General features: G+C 58.8%; 20 protein-coding genes. 15 read left to right on the forward strand and 5 right to left on the reverse strand.

The genetic code is table 11. The annotated features are described in order from the left end of the window. The first annotated feature begins 224 nt into the window (after positions 1-224). The 12 genes from VGG47_RS03690 to VGG47_RS03745 all read left to right on the forward strand — a co-directional run bounded on the left by VGG47_RS03690 (position 225) and on the right by VGG47_RS03745 (position 10,926). Entirely contained in the window at positions 225-1,622 is a 1,398-nt protein-coding gene (locus VGG47_RS03690; RefSeq protein WP_331535561.1) for a tyrosine-type recombinase/integrase, read from the forward strand. Continuing rightward, positions 1,619-1,933, forward strand: a complete 315-nt coding sequence (locus tag VGG47_RS03695; RefSeq protein ID WP_331535563.1) for a helix-turn-helix transcriptional regulator — start codon at positions 1,619-1,621, stop codon at positions 1,931-1,933. The genes VGG47_RS03690 and VGG47_RS03695 overlap by 4 nt, the downstream gene beginning before the upstream one ends. A 47-nt stretch (positions 1,934-1,980) precedes the next feature. Then, positions 1,981-2,577 (forward strand): hypothetical protein, encoded by a 597-nt coding sequence (locus tag VGG47_RS03700; protein ID WP_331535565.1) that lies wholly within the window; start codon positions 1,981-1,983, stop codon positions 2,575-2,577. Positions 2,578-2,666: 89 nt separating this feature from the next. Next, positions 2,667-2,858, forward strand: coding sequence for an AlpA family phage regulatory protein (locus VGG47_RS03705; protein ID WP_331535567.1), 192 nt, complete (start codon positions 2,667-2,669; stop codon positions 2,856-2,858). A gap of 127 nt (positions 2,859-2,985) precedes the next feature. Beyond that, a complete protein-coding gene (locus VGG47_RS03710; protein WP_331535569.1) occupies positions 2,986-3,729 on the forward strand; it encodes a sigma-70 family RNA polymerase sigma factor in 744 nt (247 codons plus the stop codon). A 32-nt stretch (positions 3,730-3,761) separates the two neighbouring features. Continuing rightward, positions 3,762-4,799: a hypothetical protein gene (locus VGG47_RS03715; protein WP_331535571.1), complete on the forward strand. Its 1,038-nt coding sequence runs from the start codon at positions 3,762-3,764 to the stop codon at positions 4,797-4,799. Then, the gene (locus VGG47_RS03720) at positions 4,799-6,355 is read left to right on the forward strand and encodes a phage/plasmid primase, P4 family (RefSeq protein ID WP_331535573.1); all 1,557 of its coding nucleotides are present in this window, start codon (positions 4,799-4,801) and stop codon (positions 6,353-6,355) included. The genes VGG47_RS03715 and VGG47_RS03720 overlap by 1 nt, the downstream gene beginning before the upstream one ends. A gap of 289 nt (positions 6,356-6,644) precedes the next feature. Beyond that, the gene (locus VGG47_RS03725) at positions 6,645-6,956 is read left to right on the forward strand and encodes a hypothetical protein (RefSeq protein WP_331535575.1); all 312 of its coding nucleotides are present in this window, start codon (positions 6,645-6,647) and stop codon (positions 6,954-6,956) included. A gap of 160 nt (positions 6,957-7,116) precedes the next feature. Further along, positions 7,117-8,457 carry a DNA-packaging protein gene (locus VGG47_RS03730; protein ID WP_331535577.1) on the forward strand — a complete coding sequence of 447 codons (1,341 nt, stop codon included), beginning with the start codon at positions 7,117-7,119 and terminating at the stop codon, positions 8,455-8,457. A gap of 3 nt (positions 8,458-8,460) precedes the next feature. Further along, on the forward strand, positions 8,461-8,697 hold the full coding sequence (locus VGG47_RS03735; protein WP_331535579.1) for a hypothetical protein: 237 nt from the start codon (positions 8,461-8,463) through the stop codon (positions 8,695-8,697). Positions 8,698-8,717: 20 nt separating this feature from the next. After that, positions 8,718-9,356: a hypothetical protein gene (locus tag VGG47_RS03740; RefSeq protein WP_331535581.1), complete on the forward strand. Its 639-nt coding sequence runs from the start codon at positions 8,718-8,720 to the stop codon at positions 9,354-9,356. 184 nt (positions 9,357-9,540) lie between these two features. Next, positions 9,541-10,926 carry a hypothetical protein gene (locus VGG47_RS03745; RefSeq protein ID WP_331535583.1) on the forward strand — a complete coding sequence of 462 codons (1,386 nt, stop codon included), beginning with the start codon at positions 9,541-9,543 and terminating at the stop codon, positions 10,924-10,926. Positions 10,927-10,941: 15 nt separating this feature from the next. Here the strand turns inward: VGG47_RS03745 and VGG47_RS03750 are convergent, their stop codons facing one another. Further along, positions 10,942-12,054, reverse strand: coding sequence for an acyltransferase family protein (locus VGG47_RS03750; RefSeq protein ID WP_331535585.1), 1,113 nt, complete (start codon positions 12,052-12,054; stop codon positions 10,942-10,944). A gap of 411 nt (positions 12,055-12,465) precedes the next feature. Here VGG47_RS03750 and VGG47_RS03755 point away from each other — a divergent pair, with 411 nt between their 5' ends. After that, positions 12,466-12,852, forward strand: a complete 387-nt coding sequence (locus VGG47_RS03755) for a hypothetical protein (protein ID WP_331535587.1) — start codon at positions 12,466-12,468, stop codon at positions 12,850-12,852. Positions 12,853-13,102: 250 nt separating this feature from the next. On the opposite strand, the gene VGG47_RS03760 is transcribed toward VGG47_RS03755, so the two are convergent. From VGG47_RS03760 to VGG47_RS03775, 4 genes are all read right to left on the reverse strand, one after another. Then, positions 13,103-13,429: a hypothetical protein gene (locus VGG47_RS03760; protein ID WP_331535589.1), complete on the reverse strand. Its 327-nt coding sequence runs from the start codon at positions 13,427-13,429 to the stop codon at positions 13,103-13,105. Between the two features lie 9 nt (positions 13,430-13,438). Further along, entirely contained in the window at positions 13,439-13,984 is a 546-nt protein-coding gene (locus VGG47_RS03765; protein WP_331535591.1) for a hypothetical protein, read from the reverse strand. 39 nt (positions 13,985-14,023) lie between these two features. Continuing rightward, on the reverse strand, positions 14,024-14,374 hold the full coding sequence (locus VGG47_RS03770; RefSeq protein ID WP_331535592.1) for a hypothetical protein: 351 nt from the start codon (positions 14,372-14,374) through the stop codon (positions 14,024-14,026). Positions 14,375-14,455: 81 nt separating this feature from the next. After that, positions 14,456-14,653, reverse strand: a complete 198-nt coding sequence (locus VGG47_RS03775; RefSeq protein ID WP_331535594.1) for a hypothetical protein — start codon at positions 14,651-14,653, stop codon at positions 14,456-14,458. Positions 14,654-14,766: 113 nt separating this feature from the next. On the opposite strand from VGG47_RS03775, the gene VGG47_RS03780 reads away from it, so the two are divergent. Then, positions 14,767-15,024: a hypothetical protein gene (locus VGG47_RS03780; protein WP_331535596.1), complete on the forward strand. Its 258-nt coding sequence runs from the start codon at positions 14,767-14,769 to the stop codon at positions 15,022-15,024. A 241-nt stretch (positions 15,025-15,265) separates the two neighbouring features. Further along, entirely contained in the window at positions 15,266-15,742 is a 477-nt protein-coding gene (locus VGG47_RS03785) for a hypothetical protein (protein WP_331535598.1), read from the forward strand. The last annotated feature ends 277 nt before the right edge of the window (positions 15,743-16,019 follow it).

A 16,019-nucleotide genomic window follows, 5' to 3' on the forward strand; every position in this document is an offset into this window, starting at 1 on the left:
CGCCGGGCAGGAATCGAACCCGCAACCAAACCGTTATGAGAGGCGCGCGGCCGCCTAAAACGAGAAAACTTGGGGCAACATTTCAGCTTGCAATCGGCCTCACACCTTGATTTTTTTCGGATACTATGCAACACGACATTACATGAGGTGACATCAAAAAACACCATTTTTTGTTGCCCCCACGTTGCCCAGGGCTCTGTTGCCCCGACCAAGGATGCTAGGAAATGGCCAGGATCAACCTTACGGATAAGTATATAGAGTCGTCTAAGCGGGTGCCAGCTGCTGGGCGCGTAGATTACCAGGATGCCTTGGTGCCGGGATTGGCTTTGCGGGTGAGCTCCACCGGGCATCGAGCCTTCGTCCTTACGGCGCGCTATCCCAGCAATCCCAAGAATCCGACTCGTCGAGCCTTGGGGGAATATGGCGAGATCACGCTCGAGCAAGCTCGCGTGAAAGCCCGCGAGTGGCTCGCTTTGCTGAACAAGCACATCGACCCGAAGGTCGAGGAGGCCAAGCAGCGGGCCGCGGCCCTGTGTTCTCAGCAAAACAACTTCAGGTACGTCGCGGAAGAGTTCCTCAAACGGTACGTCAAAGGGCCAGCCTTCTGCGAACTGGAACGCCTGGCGGCAGAGCTGCGGAAGACCACACCGGATATCACGCCCCCAGCGGCGCTGCGGCGTGTCATGGCCGATCCCACCAATCGCGAACTGGTGGCAAGGTCTAAAAAAGAGGGGCTGGTTAAGAAACAGGCGGCTGACAGTATTATAAGGACAGAGTTTATCAAAAAATGGCGCGTGCGCCCCATTACCGAAATTTTACCCCAAGAATGCGCGGCAGCGATCCGCGCCATCGTCGACCGGGGGGCGCCAGAACAAGCCCGCACGGCGTTCGAATGGCTTCGGCGCGTTTTCTCCTGGGCCATCGGGACCAACGAATTTGGCATCACGGTGTCCCCCGTTGCCACCCTGCGGCCATCCGACCTCATCGGGCCAAAAGAATCGCGGGATCGCGTTCTGACGGACGATGAGCAGCGGCGCGTCTGGAATGCCTGCGATGCCATGGGGCACCCGTATGGCCCGACCGTTCGGATGTTGATTTTGACCGGCCAGCGCTTGCGGGAGGTTTCCGAAGCGTTGTGGGAGGAGATTGACCTCGAAAAGAATATTTGGACGATCTCGGCCAACCGGATGAAAGGCGATCACGGCGCCCATGTCGTGCCGCTCGCCCCGGACACGCTTGCTCATTTGAAGTCCCTCCCCCGCTTCGGCGGCAGTGACTTTGTTTTCACCACCGATGGCCGGAAAGCGGTGAACGGATTTTCGAAGGCGAAAGCGCGGCTCGACACCCTGTCCGGCGTCACGGGATGGGTATTGCACGATTTGCGGCGGACCATGCGAAGCCACCTGTCCGCCCTGCCGGTACAGGACATGGTGCGCGAGCTGGTGATCGCGCACGCCAAGCCGGGCCTCCACAAAGTGTATGACTTGCACGCTTATGAAGATGAGAAGCGCCAATGCCTCGAACTCTGGGAGCAGCGGCTCCGCGGGACGTTGGCGCCTAAACCGCCGGCTGAGGTAGCGGATTTGGAGCAAGTCCGTGCGGCGCGCGAGGCGGCGGCATGAATATAACCGACCCGGCGCAGACGGTGGCCCAAATCGTCAAAAACAGAAATTTCTTGGGTTTTGGTCTCCAAGGTCTGTATTTGAATAAGCGTCGCAACACTAACGCACGCAAGGCCATGATGAAGCTCATCACGTTCGACCAACTCAAGCCTAACAAGGGCATTCCTTATTGCCGTGTTCACCTGATGCGGAAAGTCGAGGCCGGGGGATTTCCCAAGCCGGTCCCTCTGAGCTGTAGGCGGATTGCGTGGCTTGAAGCCGAAGTTGACGCCTGGATCGCGGCGGCCGTTGAAAAGCGCGCCCATGATTAACAAGGTGGACATGATGGGGGGGGGACGCGCCTTTAAATGCCGGCACCGTGGATGTCGAAGGGCAGGTGATCTATCGCACGCCGCCACGAAAGGCGCGCGCATTCCGGCGCGCCGATGGCTGGCAGAAAGCGGCAATCGATGCGGTCGGGCTGCCGTTCGTTCCCCAAAACGCCGATGCATGGTGGAATGAGGTATCTACGAGCGCAATGTGTCTTGGGCATCTTCGCAGAGCGGCGCAGCCCCTGTGGAACGCCAAAGATTTCGAGGACATGGCAAATACCGCGCAAAAACTGCAGGATTTTTGTAAAGCCTATACGGACCACAGTGGAGACACGGATGCCGCACCATTCTACTTGATCGGTGACCTCCAAATACTGGCCGACTGGGCGAAGGCCGCAAGCTCAGGGAGGACCAAACGCAAGCGCGGGGCACCGAGTAAGGCGCAAGAACGAAAGTGCCTGGACCGATTAGGGGTGCTTTTTCAAGAAGGATTTGGCAGCGCGCACGCGGTCTCAGGAAATCACGACGGCCCATTTGCCAGATTTGTGGTTGCCCTCCTGAAGGAGTGCGTCGGCCTGACGGTTGATCACAATTGGCTTCGCGAGAAGCTGAGGGACAGATCGGAACGGAGGGGCGGGGAATAACCCAACGTCTAATGAATTTACCCCGCCTACAAACATCATAGCGTGTCGTTCATCTTACTGAATGTCGCAACACCAACGCACATGAGGCCATGATGAAGTTGATCACGTTTAACCAGCTGAAGTCCGACAAAGGCGTCCCGTATTGCCGCGTTCACTTGATGCGGAAGGTGGGCGATGGCGAATTTCCGCGTCCCGTCACCCTGAGCGGAAAGCGTATTGCCTGGATTGAGAAAGAGATAGACGCCTGGATCGCTGACAAAGCGCAAAGGCGCGCTGCTTAAAGGGGCAACCGCCGGACGGCGCCCAGCGGTTGCAAGTTCTACAAAACCTCTAAGAGACCCTGACAGTCTTGAAGATGGCAGAGCTGCACTGACTTTCAAGGCGCCTCGGCAATAAAACCGAGGAAATATGTTGCAGATCTCTAACCCTGATTGGGTAGCACATCAGCGTGTCTTGGCGCATCAGCCGCTTGCCCGGAAAATTGCCCGTGCCTATGCGGCTGACAGCCTGAGTCCCGAGGATCTTCTCTCCGCCGCAAACATTGGCCTGCTTGAGGCGGTGAAGCGGTTTGACGAAGACCGCGGCTGCGCATTCGGCACCTATGCGAGATACTGGGCGCGAGCCGAGTGCCGGAAGTTTGTTCTCGCCAACGCCTCGATCGTTGAGCGGCCGCGGCCGGCCCCCGGCAAAAAAGAAACCATCCCTCGGGACACCAGCCTCAGCGCTCCCCTAGGCGATGATGGCGGTGAGGTCGGGGACCTTCTTGAATCCGAAGGCGATAGCCCTGAACTTGAACTCACTGAACGTGAGGACGCGGCAGAGCGGCGGGACCGATTGTTGGTGGCTATGGGGGCGCTTACCGATCGCGAGAGGGAAATCCTCACCGCGCGACAGTTACAGGACAAGCCGACTGCACTTCAGATTCTCGCCGCACGCTTCATGATCTCGCTCGAACGTGTCCGGCAGATCGAGGGTGAAGCCTTCCGGAAGGTCCAGAAGCGCATTGCCAAAAAGCCGCTTCTGCCGGCGCAGATCCATCCCGGTTACGCTCGACAGCTGCGCGCGGAAACGCTGCGAAAGCCCCCAAAGGATCTGTGCGACATCATTCTCCGCCATGCGGTGACCGGAAGCTTCGGCTTCGATCACTCATAGCCCACCGCAACATCGAAATAGGACACGTCGAGATGACGCCTCAACCTCACCACGCGCGGGCTTACGCTGGCGCGCCAATAGACGACACCATCACAGTCCTCCGCTGCGCACGCGGATTGCGCCTGGCAAAGATGATCCGGTCAACTGAGCTGGTTGACTATGACAGCACCCGGACATTCGATGCCTGGGAGGTCGACGTCGCCACGCTCGACGGTCTGTGCGGGATCATCTCAGGGCTCATAGATCGGCCAAGATTCTGCATCGTCCGCGGCGCACTCATCGACGGCCCGAAGGCGACCAAGATCCGCCGCCTGGTACATGCCGACCCTCAAACTGGCGATGCTGCCACCTTGCGAGACGTGCCTCATCGGTGGGTAGCGCTGGATATCGAGGGAATCAGCCGGCCTGACGGCATCGATGCCGCCGACCTAACCGCTTGCGCCAGCCACGCCGTGCAACGCCTTCCCGTGGCCTTCCGCGACGCGGCTTGCTTGGTCCAGGCAACGGCCGGGCACGGCATCAAACCAGATCTCCGGCTTAGGCTGTGGTTCTGGTTGTCTCGCCTTACCACAGGCGCCGAGCTGAACCGCTGGTTACGCGGCGCGCCGGCAGACGCCTCGATCTTCCGCCCGGCGCAGATCATCTACACGGCCGCACCTGTCTTTGACGACTGCGAGGATCACCTACCGGTTCGGATCGTGCGCCTCGCCGGCTCAGAGAGCGTCATGGTTCCATCTCCCGCAGCCTTAGCGCCGCCGCCGCGACAGGCCCCCAAGCCGTTGCCAGCTGCCGACAGCCCCAGGGCGTCCGCATACGCATGGGCTGCCTTACGCAATGCTGTGGTGAAAGTGCGGAACGCACCAATCAATTCCCGGCATCCTGAATGCTTGGCGCAGTCCAGGAACCTAGCGCGGTTCGTAAACGCTGGATTGCTTTCCGAAAAAGACATGAAAGACGCAATGAGCGACGCAATTTTTGAGGCTGGTAAAACCAGAGAAGAAGGCGAGGCAATCGCCGTATATGCCTTGTCTCATCCGTCAACGTCTCCGCTGCCGGAGGGAATTCGTTGATGGATGGATCGATTATGCCGTCTGAAAGCAGTGTGCCCGATGCTCTGGCTATCGCTGAGCTCGCCGGCCTGTCGCAAATCGAATATGACCGCGTGCGGGATGCAACAGCCGCCCGTCTCGGTATCCGCGTCTCAACCCTCGATGCGGAAGTGAAGAAAGCCTGCGCGGTACTCAGCAACCATGAGGATCATCAACCGCCGGCATTCACCGACGAAGCCCTCGCACTGCAGTTTTCCGCGCAGTATGCGCACACGCTCCGCTATGTGGCGGCCTGGGGCAAATGGTATCAGTGGACCGGCAAGGCTTGGGAAGCAGACCAGACAATCCAGACCTATGATCGAGCGCGGACCATCTGCCGCGAGGCCAGCGCCATGTGCAACGACACCAACATTGCGATCGGCATTGCCAAAGCCCAAACGGTGGCAGCCGTCGAACGTCTGGCCCGTGCGGACCGCCGACACGCCGCTACGGTCGAACAATGGGATGCAGACCATTGGCTTCTGAACACGCCCGGCGGCGTGGTGGACCTCCGGGTCGGAAGGATGCGGGCGCATCGGCCCGACGATCACATGACGAAGGTCACAGCCGTTGCCCCTGGCGGCGTGTGCCCCATGTGGGAAGCATTCCTCCAAAAGATCACCAACAATGACGAGGAGCTCCAGAAATTCCTGCAGCGCGTTGCGGGCTATAGCCTCACAGGAAGCACTCGGGAACACGCGCTGTTCTTCGGCTATGGCACTGGCGGCAATGGCAAGGGTGTTTATCTCAACACCATAACCGGCATCATGGGCGGTTATGCCACTGTCGCCTCGATAGATACCTTCACGGCCAGCAGTACGGATCGGCATCCTACCGACCTCGCCATGCTCCGCGGCGCGCGGCTGGTGACGGCACAAGAAACCGAGGAAGGCCGCAAATGGGCGGAATCACGGATCAAAGCGATGACCGGCGGCGACCCGATCACCGCACGCTTCATGCGTCAGGACTTCTTCACGTTCCTGCCCGCGTTCAAGCTCTTTATCGCAGGCAACCACAAGCCCGGCCTCCGCAATGTTGATGACGCCATCCGCAGGCGGTTCAATCTCATTCCGTTCGCCGCCAAGATCGCAGCGGGGGAACGCGACCCCGAACTGCCCGAAAAGCTCAAGGAAGAGTGGCCGGGGATTCTGAAATGGGCCATCGCGGGGTGTCTCGATTGGCAGGCGAACGGCCTCAATCCGCCGTCGTGCGTCACCGCAGCCACGAATGAGTATTTCGAGGCAGAGGACGCCTTCGGACAGTGGTTCGCTGAGTGCTGCGTTGAAACGAAGAGCGTCGTCACAGCAAGCTCGACCTTGTTTAAGTCTTGGACAACTTGGGCAGAACAGGCTGGCGAACATGCCGGATCGCAGAAGCGATTTTCACAAAGCCTTATTGCGCGGGGGTTTGAGGCAACCCGGATCGACAACGGCCCAGACAAGGGCAAGGCAGCATTTAAAGGGATTACGGCAGCGATCGTCGTCAATCAGCCCCGCTCTTCAAACTACTATAATGACGACCCCGGACCATCTGAGTGAAGGATGTGAAGGATTTCCCTATTATCACCCGTTATAGAAATAACACACGCGTAACGGTGTTAACCGGAATACCCTTCACATCCTTCACTCGCCTGCCGGACGTTTCACGATGTAGCCTGATATTTCCCAGTGTTTTCAGAATAGAGCGGTGATCTGAATTGGTTATATTTTCCTTGAAAACCGCCCGCCGTCCGTCATCTATTCAATAATTCAAACATGAGGTTTTTTCGTGTCGCGAGGTGGAAAAAGGTCCGGATCCGGACGTAAACCAGGAGGCGGCATTGCAGCCGTGAAAGTCCTGCGCACGGAAGCTCGCGCGTTACTCGCCGAGATCGTTGGGACTGAGCGAGATCCGCTGATGGTCGCCATTTCAATCGCCTCCGATGAAACGAAACCTGATGCATTGAGGCTGGAAGCGGCGCTCGGAGCCAGCCGATACCTGCACCCGACGCTATCTGCATCAGCCGTTGCCCACGTGCCGCAACGCGGTGACGCCAACGGCGTTGTTTCGGTGCTCTTGGACCGCCTCGCGAAGCTGGCCGCGCCGGCCGCACCGACCATCGATGTCCTCCCCGAGCAAACGCCGGAGATCGCTAAATGACAAGCAAATTTGTAGAGCAGACTGTCATCAACCGTTTGGTTTTAGATTCAAGACGTAGGAAAATTCACATGATTTGTGAAGTTCTTTGGCCAATTTCGCCAGCGGGGCAACGTCGGGGCAACAAATCGGCATTTTGGGGCGCTAAAATGGGCGGTGCAGCGTGAACTTCTCCCCCGCTCACAGACTTGCCGCATTGCCGGCCGATCAGCAAGCCGAAATGCTCGCCGGAATGCCGCCCGAGGATTTGGCCGCCTTAGCATACGCATGGGAGTTCTGGGCGCGGCCCGATCAATTGCCACCTGTCCCGCGGCCCGGCGATCCAGACTGGCGGACGTGGCTCCTTCTGGCCGGTCGTGGCTTCGGAAAGACGCGCACCGGCTCCGAATGGGTGCGGTCGCAGGCAGAGAGCGGCAAACGTGCCCAGATTGGCATTATCGGCCCCACGGCCGACGCTGTGAGGCGGATTCAGGTCGAGGGGCCATCCGGTATCCTGGCAGTCTCACCGCCGGATTTCAGGCCGAGCTATGAGCCCAGCACGCGCCGCATTGTTTGGCCGAACGGGTGCGTAGCCTACACCTTCTCGGCCGAAGAGCCCGATCGGCTACGCGGCCCGAACTTTGACGCGGCTTGGCTTGACGAGATTACGGCATGGCCGAGCCTGGAATCATGCTGGGACATGCTCCAAATGGCGTTGCGTATCCCTGGCCCGAAGGGCGACGCGCCACAGGTTGTTATCAGCACCACACCGAAGCCACTGCCGTTACTCAAGGCCATCATCGCGGCACCCAGCACTGTCATCACCCGGGGCAAGACGCGGGACAATGCCGCCAACCTCGACGCTTCGACGCTGAAGTACCTCCAGGACCGCTACGGCGGCTCGACGCTGGGCCGGCAGGAGCTCGATGGGGAACTACTTGATGATGTGGAAGGCGCCCTCTGGAACCGCGCCATGCTTGAGGAAGCCCGCGTCACTGCAGAACCGGAGCTCAAGCGGATCGTGATCGCTATTGACCCGGCCGGCGGCTCCGGGCGCGGCAACGACGAGACCGGCATCATTGCCGTGGGGCTCGGAGCAGACAAGCACTGCTACGTTCTCACCGATGCTAGCGGCAAATACTCTCCCGAAGGATGGGCACGCCGCGCTGTTGACTGTTACCGCTCGCACCGCGCCGACCGCATCGTCGCCGAACAGAATTTCGGGGGTGCGATGGTAGAGGCAACCATCCGCGCTTGCGCCCCGTCAGTGCCGATCAGAATGGTCCACGCCAGCCGTGGCAAGGCGGTACGCGCCGAACCAGTTGTCGCCCTCTATGAACAGCGCCGGGTGCATCATGTTGGCAACTTCCCGACACTAGAAGACCAGCTGTGCCAGTGGGAACCCAACAGCGGCATGCCGTCGCCTGATCGGCTCGATGCCTTGGTTTGGGCGATTACCGAACTTGCTCTCGGCGCCCAATCTCGCCCGACGCGCTTAATGCACCTCAACATAATGGGACGCTAACCAATGACATTCCGGCCCCTAGCCGATACTTTATCCGATGCCGACTTCGCAAAAGCGATGAAGGCCAGAGCCTGGCGCACCGCGGCCGCACCCGACACGGCGTCGTCGCCCGCGAACACCACGAGCAGCACGACCACGCCGCCTCCCCCGGCAGCGCACAAGGCCACCAAGCCCGCGCTCGCGATGACGGACGCGGAATATGAAATCGCCCGCCGCAATCGCGCCTGGCGCAACTCCTAAACCTAAAGGACCCACACGCCATGTCGAACACCGCGAAGGTGCCCGCCCATATCGCCGCTGACCACGCCTTCAACGCCGCAGCCGACCGGCTCACCAAAGGCCGCCAGCTATACCAGCAGGCCAACGCGGCGCACGCCGCGGCCATCACCGCCAAAAACCAGTTGCTCGCCGCTAGCACTGCCGGCGATGGCGTCACGGCCGAACAGATCCATACGGTCGAGGAAGACGCCCGGAACACCGAATCCTGCCTCGCCTTTGCCAAGGTCGCGCTGGCCGGCGCCGAACAGGCCCATGCGACGGCGCGAGAGGATCTTCGGTCGCACGAAACCATCTGGCTAAACGCTCGTCATGCCGAGTTGATGGAACGCCGCAGCCAGCTTGCTCACGGGGCCGATGACCTTCTCGACCAGGTGAAGGCGAAGCTCGCCGACATCGATGCGTTCAACGAGGAATTCGAGAAGCTTCGCATTGAAGCGAACTCATCGCCCTGCGCGCCGCATGCGAAGCACCCGGCGGCGGCATACAACTTCCTGTCAATTCCTGCCCGCGGCTCGAAAATGCGCATAGCGATTTACGATCTGGCAAACGGGGCAGAGCGCCGGCACGGGTCTCTGGCCTGGGCGCTCGGTCACGCCGGTTCTCGGAAACCGGCGGCCTGATCACAAATCCTCTGCCGGAACGTGTGGGTTCCACCGGTAGAGGCGCGGGTCGCCAGCGCGCAGGGTGGCGGCCCGCAACCCACAAAACTTAACCTGATCGCTTAACTCTGCTGCCTGCCGCCCAGACTAACCATTTCTCAACCCCGCGCCGGGAGGCGCCTTTTCCCTTAGAAGGATCTCCATTTTGGATCGCTTGATCGTATATCCCTCGTCCATCCCTCAAGCCACGGACGTCCTCGGCCCCCAGCGCGGCATCATGAAGGCCATCGGCTGGTTGCTGCAATCGACCATGGGCACGGCAACCGGCGTCGCGGGCCTCGCATGCACCCCCACGTCGCCAGCCTCGCTGACGGTAAACGTCGGCCCCGGCGCGATCTGGAGCTTCGAAGAGATCGACACGACTGCCTACGGGTCTCTGTCTGCGGATACGAGTCCGCTCATGAAAATGGGTATCAACGCGGAATCGGCAGGCACGAGTTTCACGCTCACCGCGCCGACAACTTCTGGCCAGTCGATCAACTATCTGATCGAAGCTTCGTTCCTGGAGCAGGACGGCACGGCGGTTGTGCTGCCCTATGTCAATCCCGCGAGCCCTTCGACGCCGTATTCCGGGCCGTCGAATAGCGGCGCGGCGCAGAACACGATGCGCGTCCAAAGTGTGGATCTCCAGCTTCTCGCGGGCGCGCCGGCCAACACCGGAACACAGACGACGCCCGCGACCACTTCCGGTTGGGTGCCTCTGTATGTCATCACCGTGAACCACGGGCAGACGACCATTACGGCGGGCGGCATCACACCCGCGGCGGGAGCGCCGTTCCTGCCGTTCACGCTGCCCCAAGTGACAAACGGCCACGGTCAGTGCCGCCTATCGGCCGCCAGCACCACATCGCTTCTGCTGAGCCCCTACAACGGCATCAACGTCATCGTGAACGGCCTACCATTGCAGCTTCCTGCGGCAGGTGTGTCTATCACTAACTCCGGCCTTGCGGACTCCACGCTTTATTACGTCTACCTTGGCGGCACGACCGCAGCGCCGTCACTCACCATTTCGGCCACAACCTACAGTATGGCGTCGAATGGCGTGCAGACGATGACCGGGAACACGGCACTAACGCTCGTGGGCATGATCTATACGACGACCTCCGGTCAATTCTCAGACGCAATGGCGTTCCGTGGCGTCCTGAACTGGTTCAATCGTCGTTCCGTGGTCGGTCAGAATAGCATCACCGCCGTCGCTGGTGGATCATCAAGCGGTGCGGAAATCACATCCGCTGCCCGCGTGGTGTTCCTCTCCTGGGCGAGTTCCTTCACGACTGCGGATGCCATCGGAGAAGTCTCAAACACGACCGCTAACGCAAGCGCGGGAGCCTATATCGGGTTCGACGTCACGTCGGGGCTGCCCGGCTATGCCACTTCGATCACCCTTACATCTGCCAACATTCCGGGTCCAGCCGCGTCACAGAATGACCAATCTCTCGCCGAAGGGATGCATTTTGCCACATTGTTGGGCGTCGTTGCTGGGGGAGTGGCTACCTATACGTTGGGCTATCGCGTGATCAACGAAGGCTGATCGGATGGCCCTAGACTACTCAGCCGCAGAGAGTTTCTGGGTAGCGGCAACCGAGAGCGCGGTATAGACAACCCGACGCTCGAGGAATGGCCTCTCGATCAGATGATAGCTAGCTGCGGCGAGTGGGATGGTCGCAAGCAGCGCAATGACGCCGACAACATACGGGCTAATGGTCGCCGGATGCAGGCTCTGGATCACCGTGATGACCAGGATATGCCAGAGATAGATCGAGTAGCTGTAGCGGCCGCAGGTACTCCACAGTTTTGAAAGCGGGATTTTAAGTGTGCACTGGATGTAGGCCGGGATCATGATCGCGAAGATGATCGCGAGGATGTCGGGCCAGATGATCCAAAGAGGGCTTGGGCTCGTCGCGGGGCCGGTATAACCGGACGGCGGCGCGACGATGAAGAAGTTGCCGCGAAACACGAGCCAGAGAAGGGCGTTTAAAGCCGCAAAGGTGCCGACCGCCCAAATCGGATTTTTGAGATGAAAGCGCCCCTCTCGATAAAGCCAGCCGCAGATCTGTCCTGCAAGGAATGCGTCAAGCGCTCCGAAAATGGAGTAATAGCTCATGTCGGCCACGGTCCCATTTATCTGGAAGACGGCGGCACGCAATACGATCAGGAGGGCGATCAGAGACAGATGATAGCGCGGCCCACGACGCGCCAGCATGGAGTGAAAGAGCGGGAAGAGAAGGTAGAATTGCAGCTCGACGGCGATAGTCCATAGCTGGCCGCCGAAAGGGCCGTAATTCAATCGCGAAAGATTTGATATCGGCGACAGCGCTATGAGAAAGTCGGCCACACTCGAAGCCGGCCGCCCATCGGGCGTCGAGAAATAACCCAAGGCGGCGACGAACACGAGAAGCGGATAGATGCGAAGCGCACGGTTCCAATAAAACCGTAGAGGATCGATTTCTTTGCCATGACTGATTACGGCGAGAATGAACCCGCTGATCACCATGAAAAGCTGAACGCCGACATGTCCCTGGACAATCAGAGGGATACGCAAGCCGGCGTGTGAAGGGCCTCCCATCATAAGCCATGAGTGGAACAGCAGAACGAGCGCGGCAGCCAGGAACCGCAAATGGTCAAGCCGCTCTATGTAACCGGTATTTTTGCTTTGCACGCCTTAATACCTGTGGATCGCGCGTTCTTGAAACAAAAGTAAACTCAGATGAACCGTTTTCGCGGGAATGGTCAAGGGCTGCCGTGCTAGCGCTCTGATGCGCCGAAATAACCGCCCGCCAATTAGGCGAAAAGCCCGAAAAACGCGCCGCCCCCTCCGCGCTCCTTAACCTCAGAGGTTAACCTATGAAAACCACATCTCTCTCCGCCGCCAATCAGGCGGGTGGTGCTGCTGGATTTATCTGCGTGATTATCCTCTGGCAGCTGTCGCTCCATCACATCGACGTCGTCCAGCCTGACCGCGACCACGGCGGACGCCTACAATATTTTCTGGACGTTGGACCAGGACGGAATACCGGTAAGCAATGTCATCGGCCTGAGCCTTGAGCACAGCCTAACCCTCGCCAAGGGTGTGTCAGTCACGGTCAAGTCGTGGAATTCGCTGCAATCGAAGCCGATCGTCGCGAAAACGGCCGACCCTGACTACAAGACCAGCCCCGGCCAAGGCACGCAAGATTATGTGTTCTATGTGCCGAATCTGACGCCTCAGGGCGCAATCGACATTGCAAACCAACGTTATGCCGACATCACCAGGCATCTGCGCACAATCGAGTTTGAAATTCCGGGCGATACGGTCCTGACGCCACGCAATCTGATCGTGCTCACCGGCACCGGCACTGCCTTCGACCAGAGCTATTATCCGGACCGGATCAGCTGCGAGCTATCCCAGGACGGCGGGTTCGGCATGAGCGTGACGGCTAAGAACGTGCCCCCGACGCCTTCGGCGTTACTGGCGTGAGCCTGCATGCCACTACGCGTGGCTAAGAAAGATCACCGCGTCGGCGTCGGGCCGCTGCAATGAGAGGAGCAATTAACGCCTCTCCCTTTCGGCTGATGCCAATGCCTCCTAGATTTCGTTCGGCCAGTCCTAAAACTAGCAATCTGTCAGCCATCGCCTTCGTCAGAAATGACGTATTTGTGGGAAGACGAAGAAGCGCGTCCTGTTCCTCCTTCGACAAGTCCGGCCACGCTACTGCTTTCATCGCGTCTTAAACCTTCTCCAAGCCGTACCAGGCCCGACCGTCTGACTCGGTAACCAGAATGCCAAACGATTTTTTTACCTGAGACGCGGCTGCCTTCGCCTTATCGCGCACCTCTAATCGCGTAATATCGCCACTGTAGTTATACTCCGCGTCTGGCAACTGGTATGTGATCCCGTCATCCGAACGGACGGTTTGTTTAAAACCTCGGTTCTTCATTTCTTCATGGAGTTTATCGTAGTCGCTTGAAACGGCATCATGAAGCTCGACGCGAGTAGTAAAGGCGGCCATTTTGATTTCTCCGAGATCTTCCCAACAAAATTGAAGGTTGGTCAAAAGAATCTGCTAGTCTCCGGAAGCAGCCGAACTCTGAAAAGGATTCGTCCCGCCACCTTGACTGGGCGCATGGATGTTTGCGCAGGTGAGGAAGGCATTCATAACCGTGTTACTGCCGTCCAGGGGGACTTGAACAGGCGCCGCGCTGCCGGCGATTACGCTCATTGAGCTCGCCTTGTTCATGTCACCGACAATTTTCAGAAAAACGTCTTGACCAACGGTTGCAGACACCATCGTGCTTGTATTGCTCGTGATGTCCAAGGGATATTTCTTGCCGTTGACGTCGACCTCTAGCGTGCCGGTTACACCGGCCGGAAGTGACCAGGAGTCGTTAGCTAGCCGGAATTCGATGTCAGTATTGTCCACTCGTATGAAGAACTTGGCGCTAGGCTCCATAGCCATGCAAACATCCGGGGGATCTGTAATCGAATCTGAGTGCGCAGCCGCCATCCAGTCACCGCTAACAGCTAATGGGGTCACTTGTTCGTCCGCCGTTGCCGGGAGAGCCCAGGCGAAAAAGAGGACTGAGGCAGCCAAAAAGCCAAAATTGCGCATCAGAAATTCCAGAATGTAATGACGCCGAATGACGCTCGTTCAACCCGCGACGGCTGTTTGCTCTGCTCTGGGCATTGCAATCCCTAAGGCCGCACATGCAGCCTCCGTTCGGCCAGGGGAGTCATTAAACTCATAGCCCCTTTCGATGAGGCGGCGCGTATAATATTTATTATACATGAAAGCCCAAGCGACCATTGCAACGAAGGTTCCGATTCCGAACGTGATGCACCCGAGTATGACCATAACAACAAAGGCGCCGATGAACGTGATAAAGTCCTGCCGAAAGAGGGCTGGAATGGCGCCAAAAAAGAACGTGGTCCAGGAAAAGCCGTAAAAGCCCTTTTTGATTATCCCCGTATCCTTATGCTTGAGCATAATCATCGTTGCCATAATTGATCTTCCTGAATTTGCAACGAGCCTAAGGGGACCAAGAAAAACTGTCAAACAGTTAATATAGTTGTCGGCTGCGGCTTAGTCCTCCGGCTTAAAGACGACATTTTTCTGGTCCGCCACCTTCAAACCCATGTCGATTAGCAACCGGACGGCCTCGGCTTCGGTGCCAATCTTCCGATCGAAGCGGAAGGCGCGAACCTTCTCCCACTGTTCTGCGGTGAACTGCAGGGCCTTTTTGACGGGGTAAGAAGTCTCCATACGAACGATATAATTCATATCAAAGATATTGACAACGACGTTTGCACTGTCATATCAATGATATCGTTAATATGAACATCCGGCGGATGCTGGGAACAACGCCACCCAGCCTAAAAATGAGGAAAAACCCAATGGCCTTCGCAACCTACTCCAGCCGCACCGGCCGCAAGACCAGCAACGGCGCCAAGGCCACTCAGTCCTGGGCGATCGGTGAGACGGTGAAGGTGGGTTTCATGACCAGCCTGGAAGTCGTCGCGAAGGTTGCCACCCCCGGTGATCACGCCCCGGACGCTTACGTGCTCTGGGCGCCGAAGTCCGACAAATTCTTTCGCTTTACACCCCACCGCGGAATCGAGCGCCGCGACAGTCTGAAGGATGCCTTGGTATGAACGCGCTAATCGAAGTGTTCGGCAGACATCGCGCGTAGGCGCTTCCTTCCTCTGAGATCCGAGCCCGGCGGTACCGGGCAACGGGGTGGCGGGACAGTGTAGAAGCACTGCCCCGCCGTGCAGCCCCATCATCACGGGAATAAACAATGATGGCCACAAGCCAATATAGCACACACCGTAGGAAGGCGCTCACTTTTGGGGGCATTGCTGCGCTGGGCACTCTGCTCGGGGGAGGCGCGGCATGAACGCCGTATCAAAGCAGAAGTCTCCCCCGGCGGTCGCCGCGCTTTCGCCAGTGCGAACCGGCCTATCAACGGCTGGCATGTACCAACTGATCGAGCAGGCCAGGGCCGCCTATGATGACCTGGACGAGCAGAGCGTGAAAATCCCCAAGGATGACCACCTACAGAGACGGCTTAACTTGGCGCACCAGCGGCTTCTCTGGGACTATCAGGAGCCCATCGCGCAAGCAGCATCGTTCCTGAAGCCCCGCGACATGGGCGACGTTCTGGCGATGCTCAAACTCATGGAAGACCGCCTGGAAGATCTGGTGGAGAACGACCATGAGGCGAACGCTTTTGATGTTGACGCCGAACTATCCTCACTGCGCCGGATGGTACGCGGCTGTCTGCCGGTTGTTGCCGCGGAGTTGGGCGCCGAGCTGGGAAAAAGCACGCGCCGGCTTTGCGACGCGGCATTCGCAGAGGTGCCGCGATGAGATCCTTCCTCAAGCCCGGTGAAAAACCAGAGAAGCCGCCTGTCATGCCGGTCTGGTCGCGCGCGGGTATCCCGCCGCGGCCACCTCGCAAGCCCCGGCCGCTGGTGATTGGGCGATGGCCGGTAGAGGGATACTGATACCAACGGCGTTAAGCATTGACCTGTTTTGCCCAGCTCCGTGTTGCGATTGAGGTTATTTTATCTGGCTGCGCCACCAGGCTGTTCCAAGCGCTGCAGCAGGCTTCGACGATTGCCTCCTGGGTTTCGAATACTCTGTT

It is taken from the genome of Acidocella sp., assembly GCF_036489515.1.
GTDB lineage: Bacteria > Pseudomonadota > Alphaproteobacteria > Acetobacterales > Acetobacteraceae > Acidocella.

Excerpts from the sequence above, each read along its gene's own strand:
- VGG47_RS03690 (WP_331535561.1), top strand. The coding sequence starts at position 225 with ATGGCCAGGATCAACCTTACGGATAAGTATATAGAGTCGTCTAAGCGG.
- VGG47_RS03695 (WP_331535563.1), top strand. The coding sequence starts at position 1,619 with ATGAATATAACCGACCCGGCGCAGACGGTGGCCCAAATCGTCAAAAAC.
- VGG47_RS03705 (WP_331535567.1), top strand. The coding sequence starts at position 2,667 with ATGATGAAGTTGATCACGTTTAACCAGCTGAAGTCCGACAAAGGCGTC.
- VGG47_RS03710 (WP_331535569.1), top strand. The coding sequence starts at position 2,986 with ATGTTGCAGATCTCTAACCCTGATTGGGTAGCACATCAGCGTGTCTTG.
- VGG47_RS03715 (WP_331535571.1), top strand. The coding sequence starts at position 3,762 with ATGACGCCTCAACCTCACCACGCGCGGGCTTACGCTGGCGCGCCAATA.
- VGG47_RS03720 (WP_331535573.1), top strand. The coding sequence starts at position 4,799 with ATGGATGGATCGATTATGCCGTCTGAAAGCAGTGTGCCCGATGCTCTG.
- VGG47_RS03735 (WP_331535579.1), top strand. The coding sequence starts at position 8,461 with ATGACATTCCGGCCCCTAGCCGATACTTTATCCGATGCCGACTTCGCA.
- VGG47_RS03740 (WP_331535581.1), top strand. The coding sequence starts at position 8,718 with ATGTCGAACACCGCGAAGGTGCCCGCCCATATCGCCGCTGACCACGCC.
- VGG47_RS03765 (WP_331535591.1), bottom strand. The coding sequence starts at position 13,984 with ATGCGCAATTTTGGCTTTTTGGCTGCCTCAGTCCTCTTTTTCGCCTGG.
- VGG47_RS03770 (WP_331535592.1), bottom strand. The coding sequence starts at position 14,374 with ATGGCAACGATGATTATGCTCAAGCATAAGGATACGGGGATAATCAAA.
- VGG47_RS03775 (WP_331535594.1), bottom strand. The coding sequence starts at position 14,653 with ATGAATTATATCGTTCGTATGGAGACTTCTTACCCCGTCAAAAAGGCC.
- VGG47_RS03780 (WP_331535596.1), top strand. The coding sequence starts at position 14,767 with ATGGCCTTCGCAACCTACTCCAGCCGCACCGGCCGCAAGACCAGCAAC.
- VGG47_RS03785 (WP_331535598.1), top strand. The coding sequence starts at position 15,266 with ATGAACGCCGTATCAAAGCAGAAGTCTCCCCCGGCGGTCGCCGCGCTT.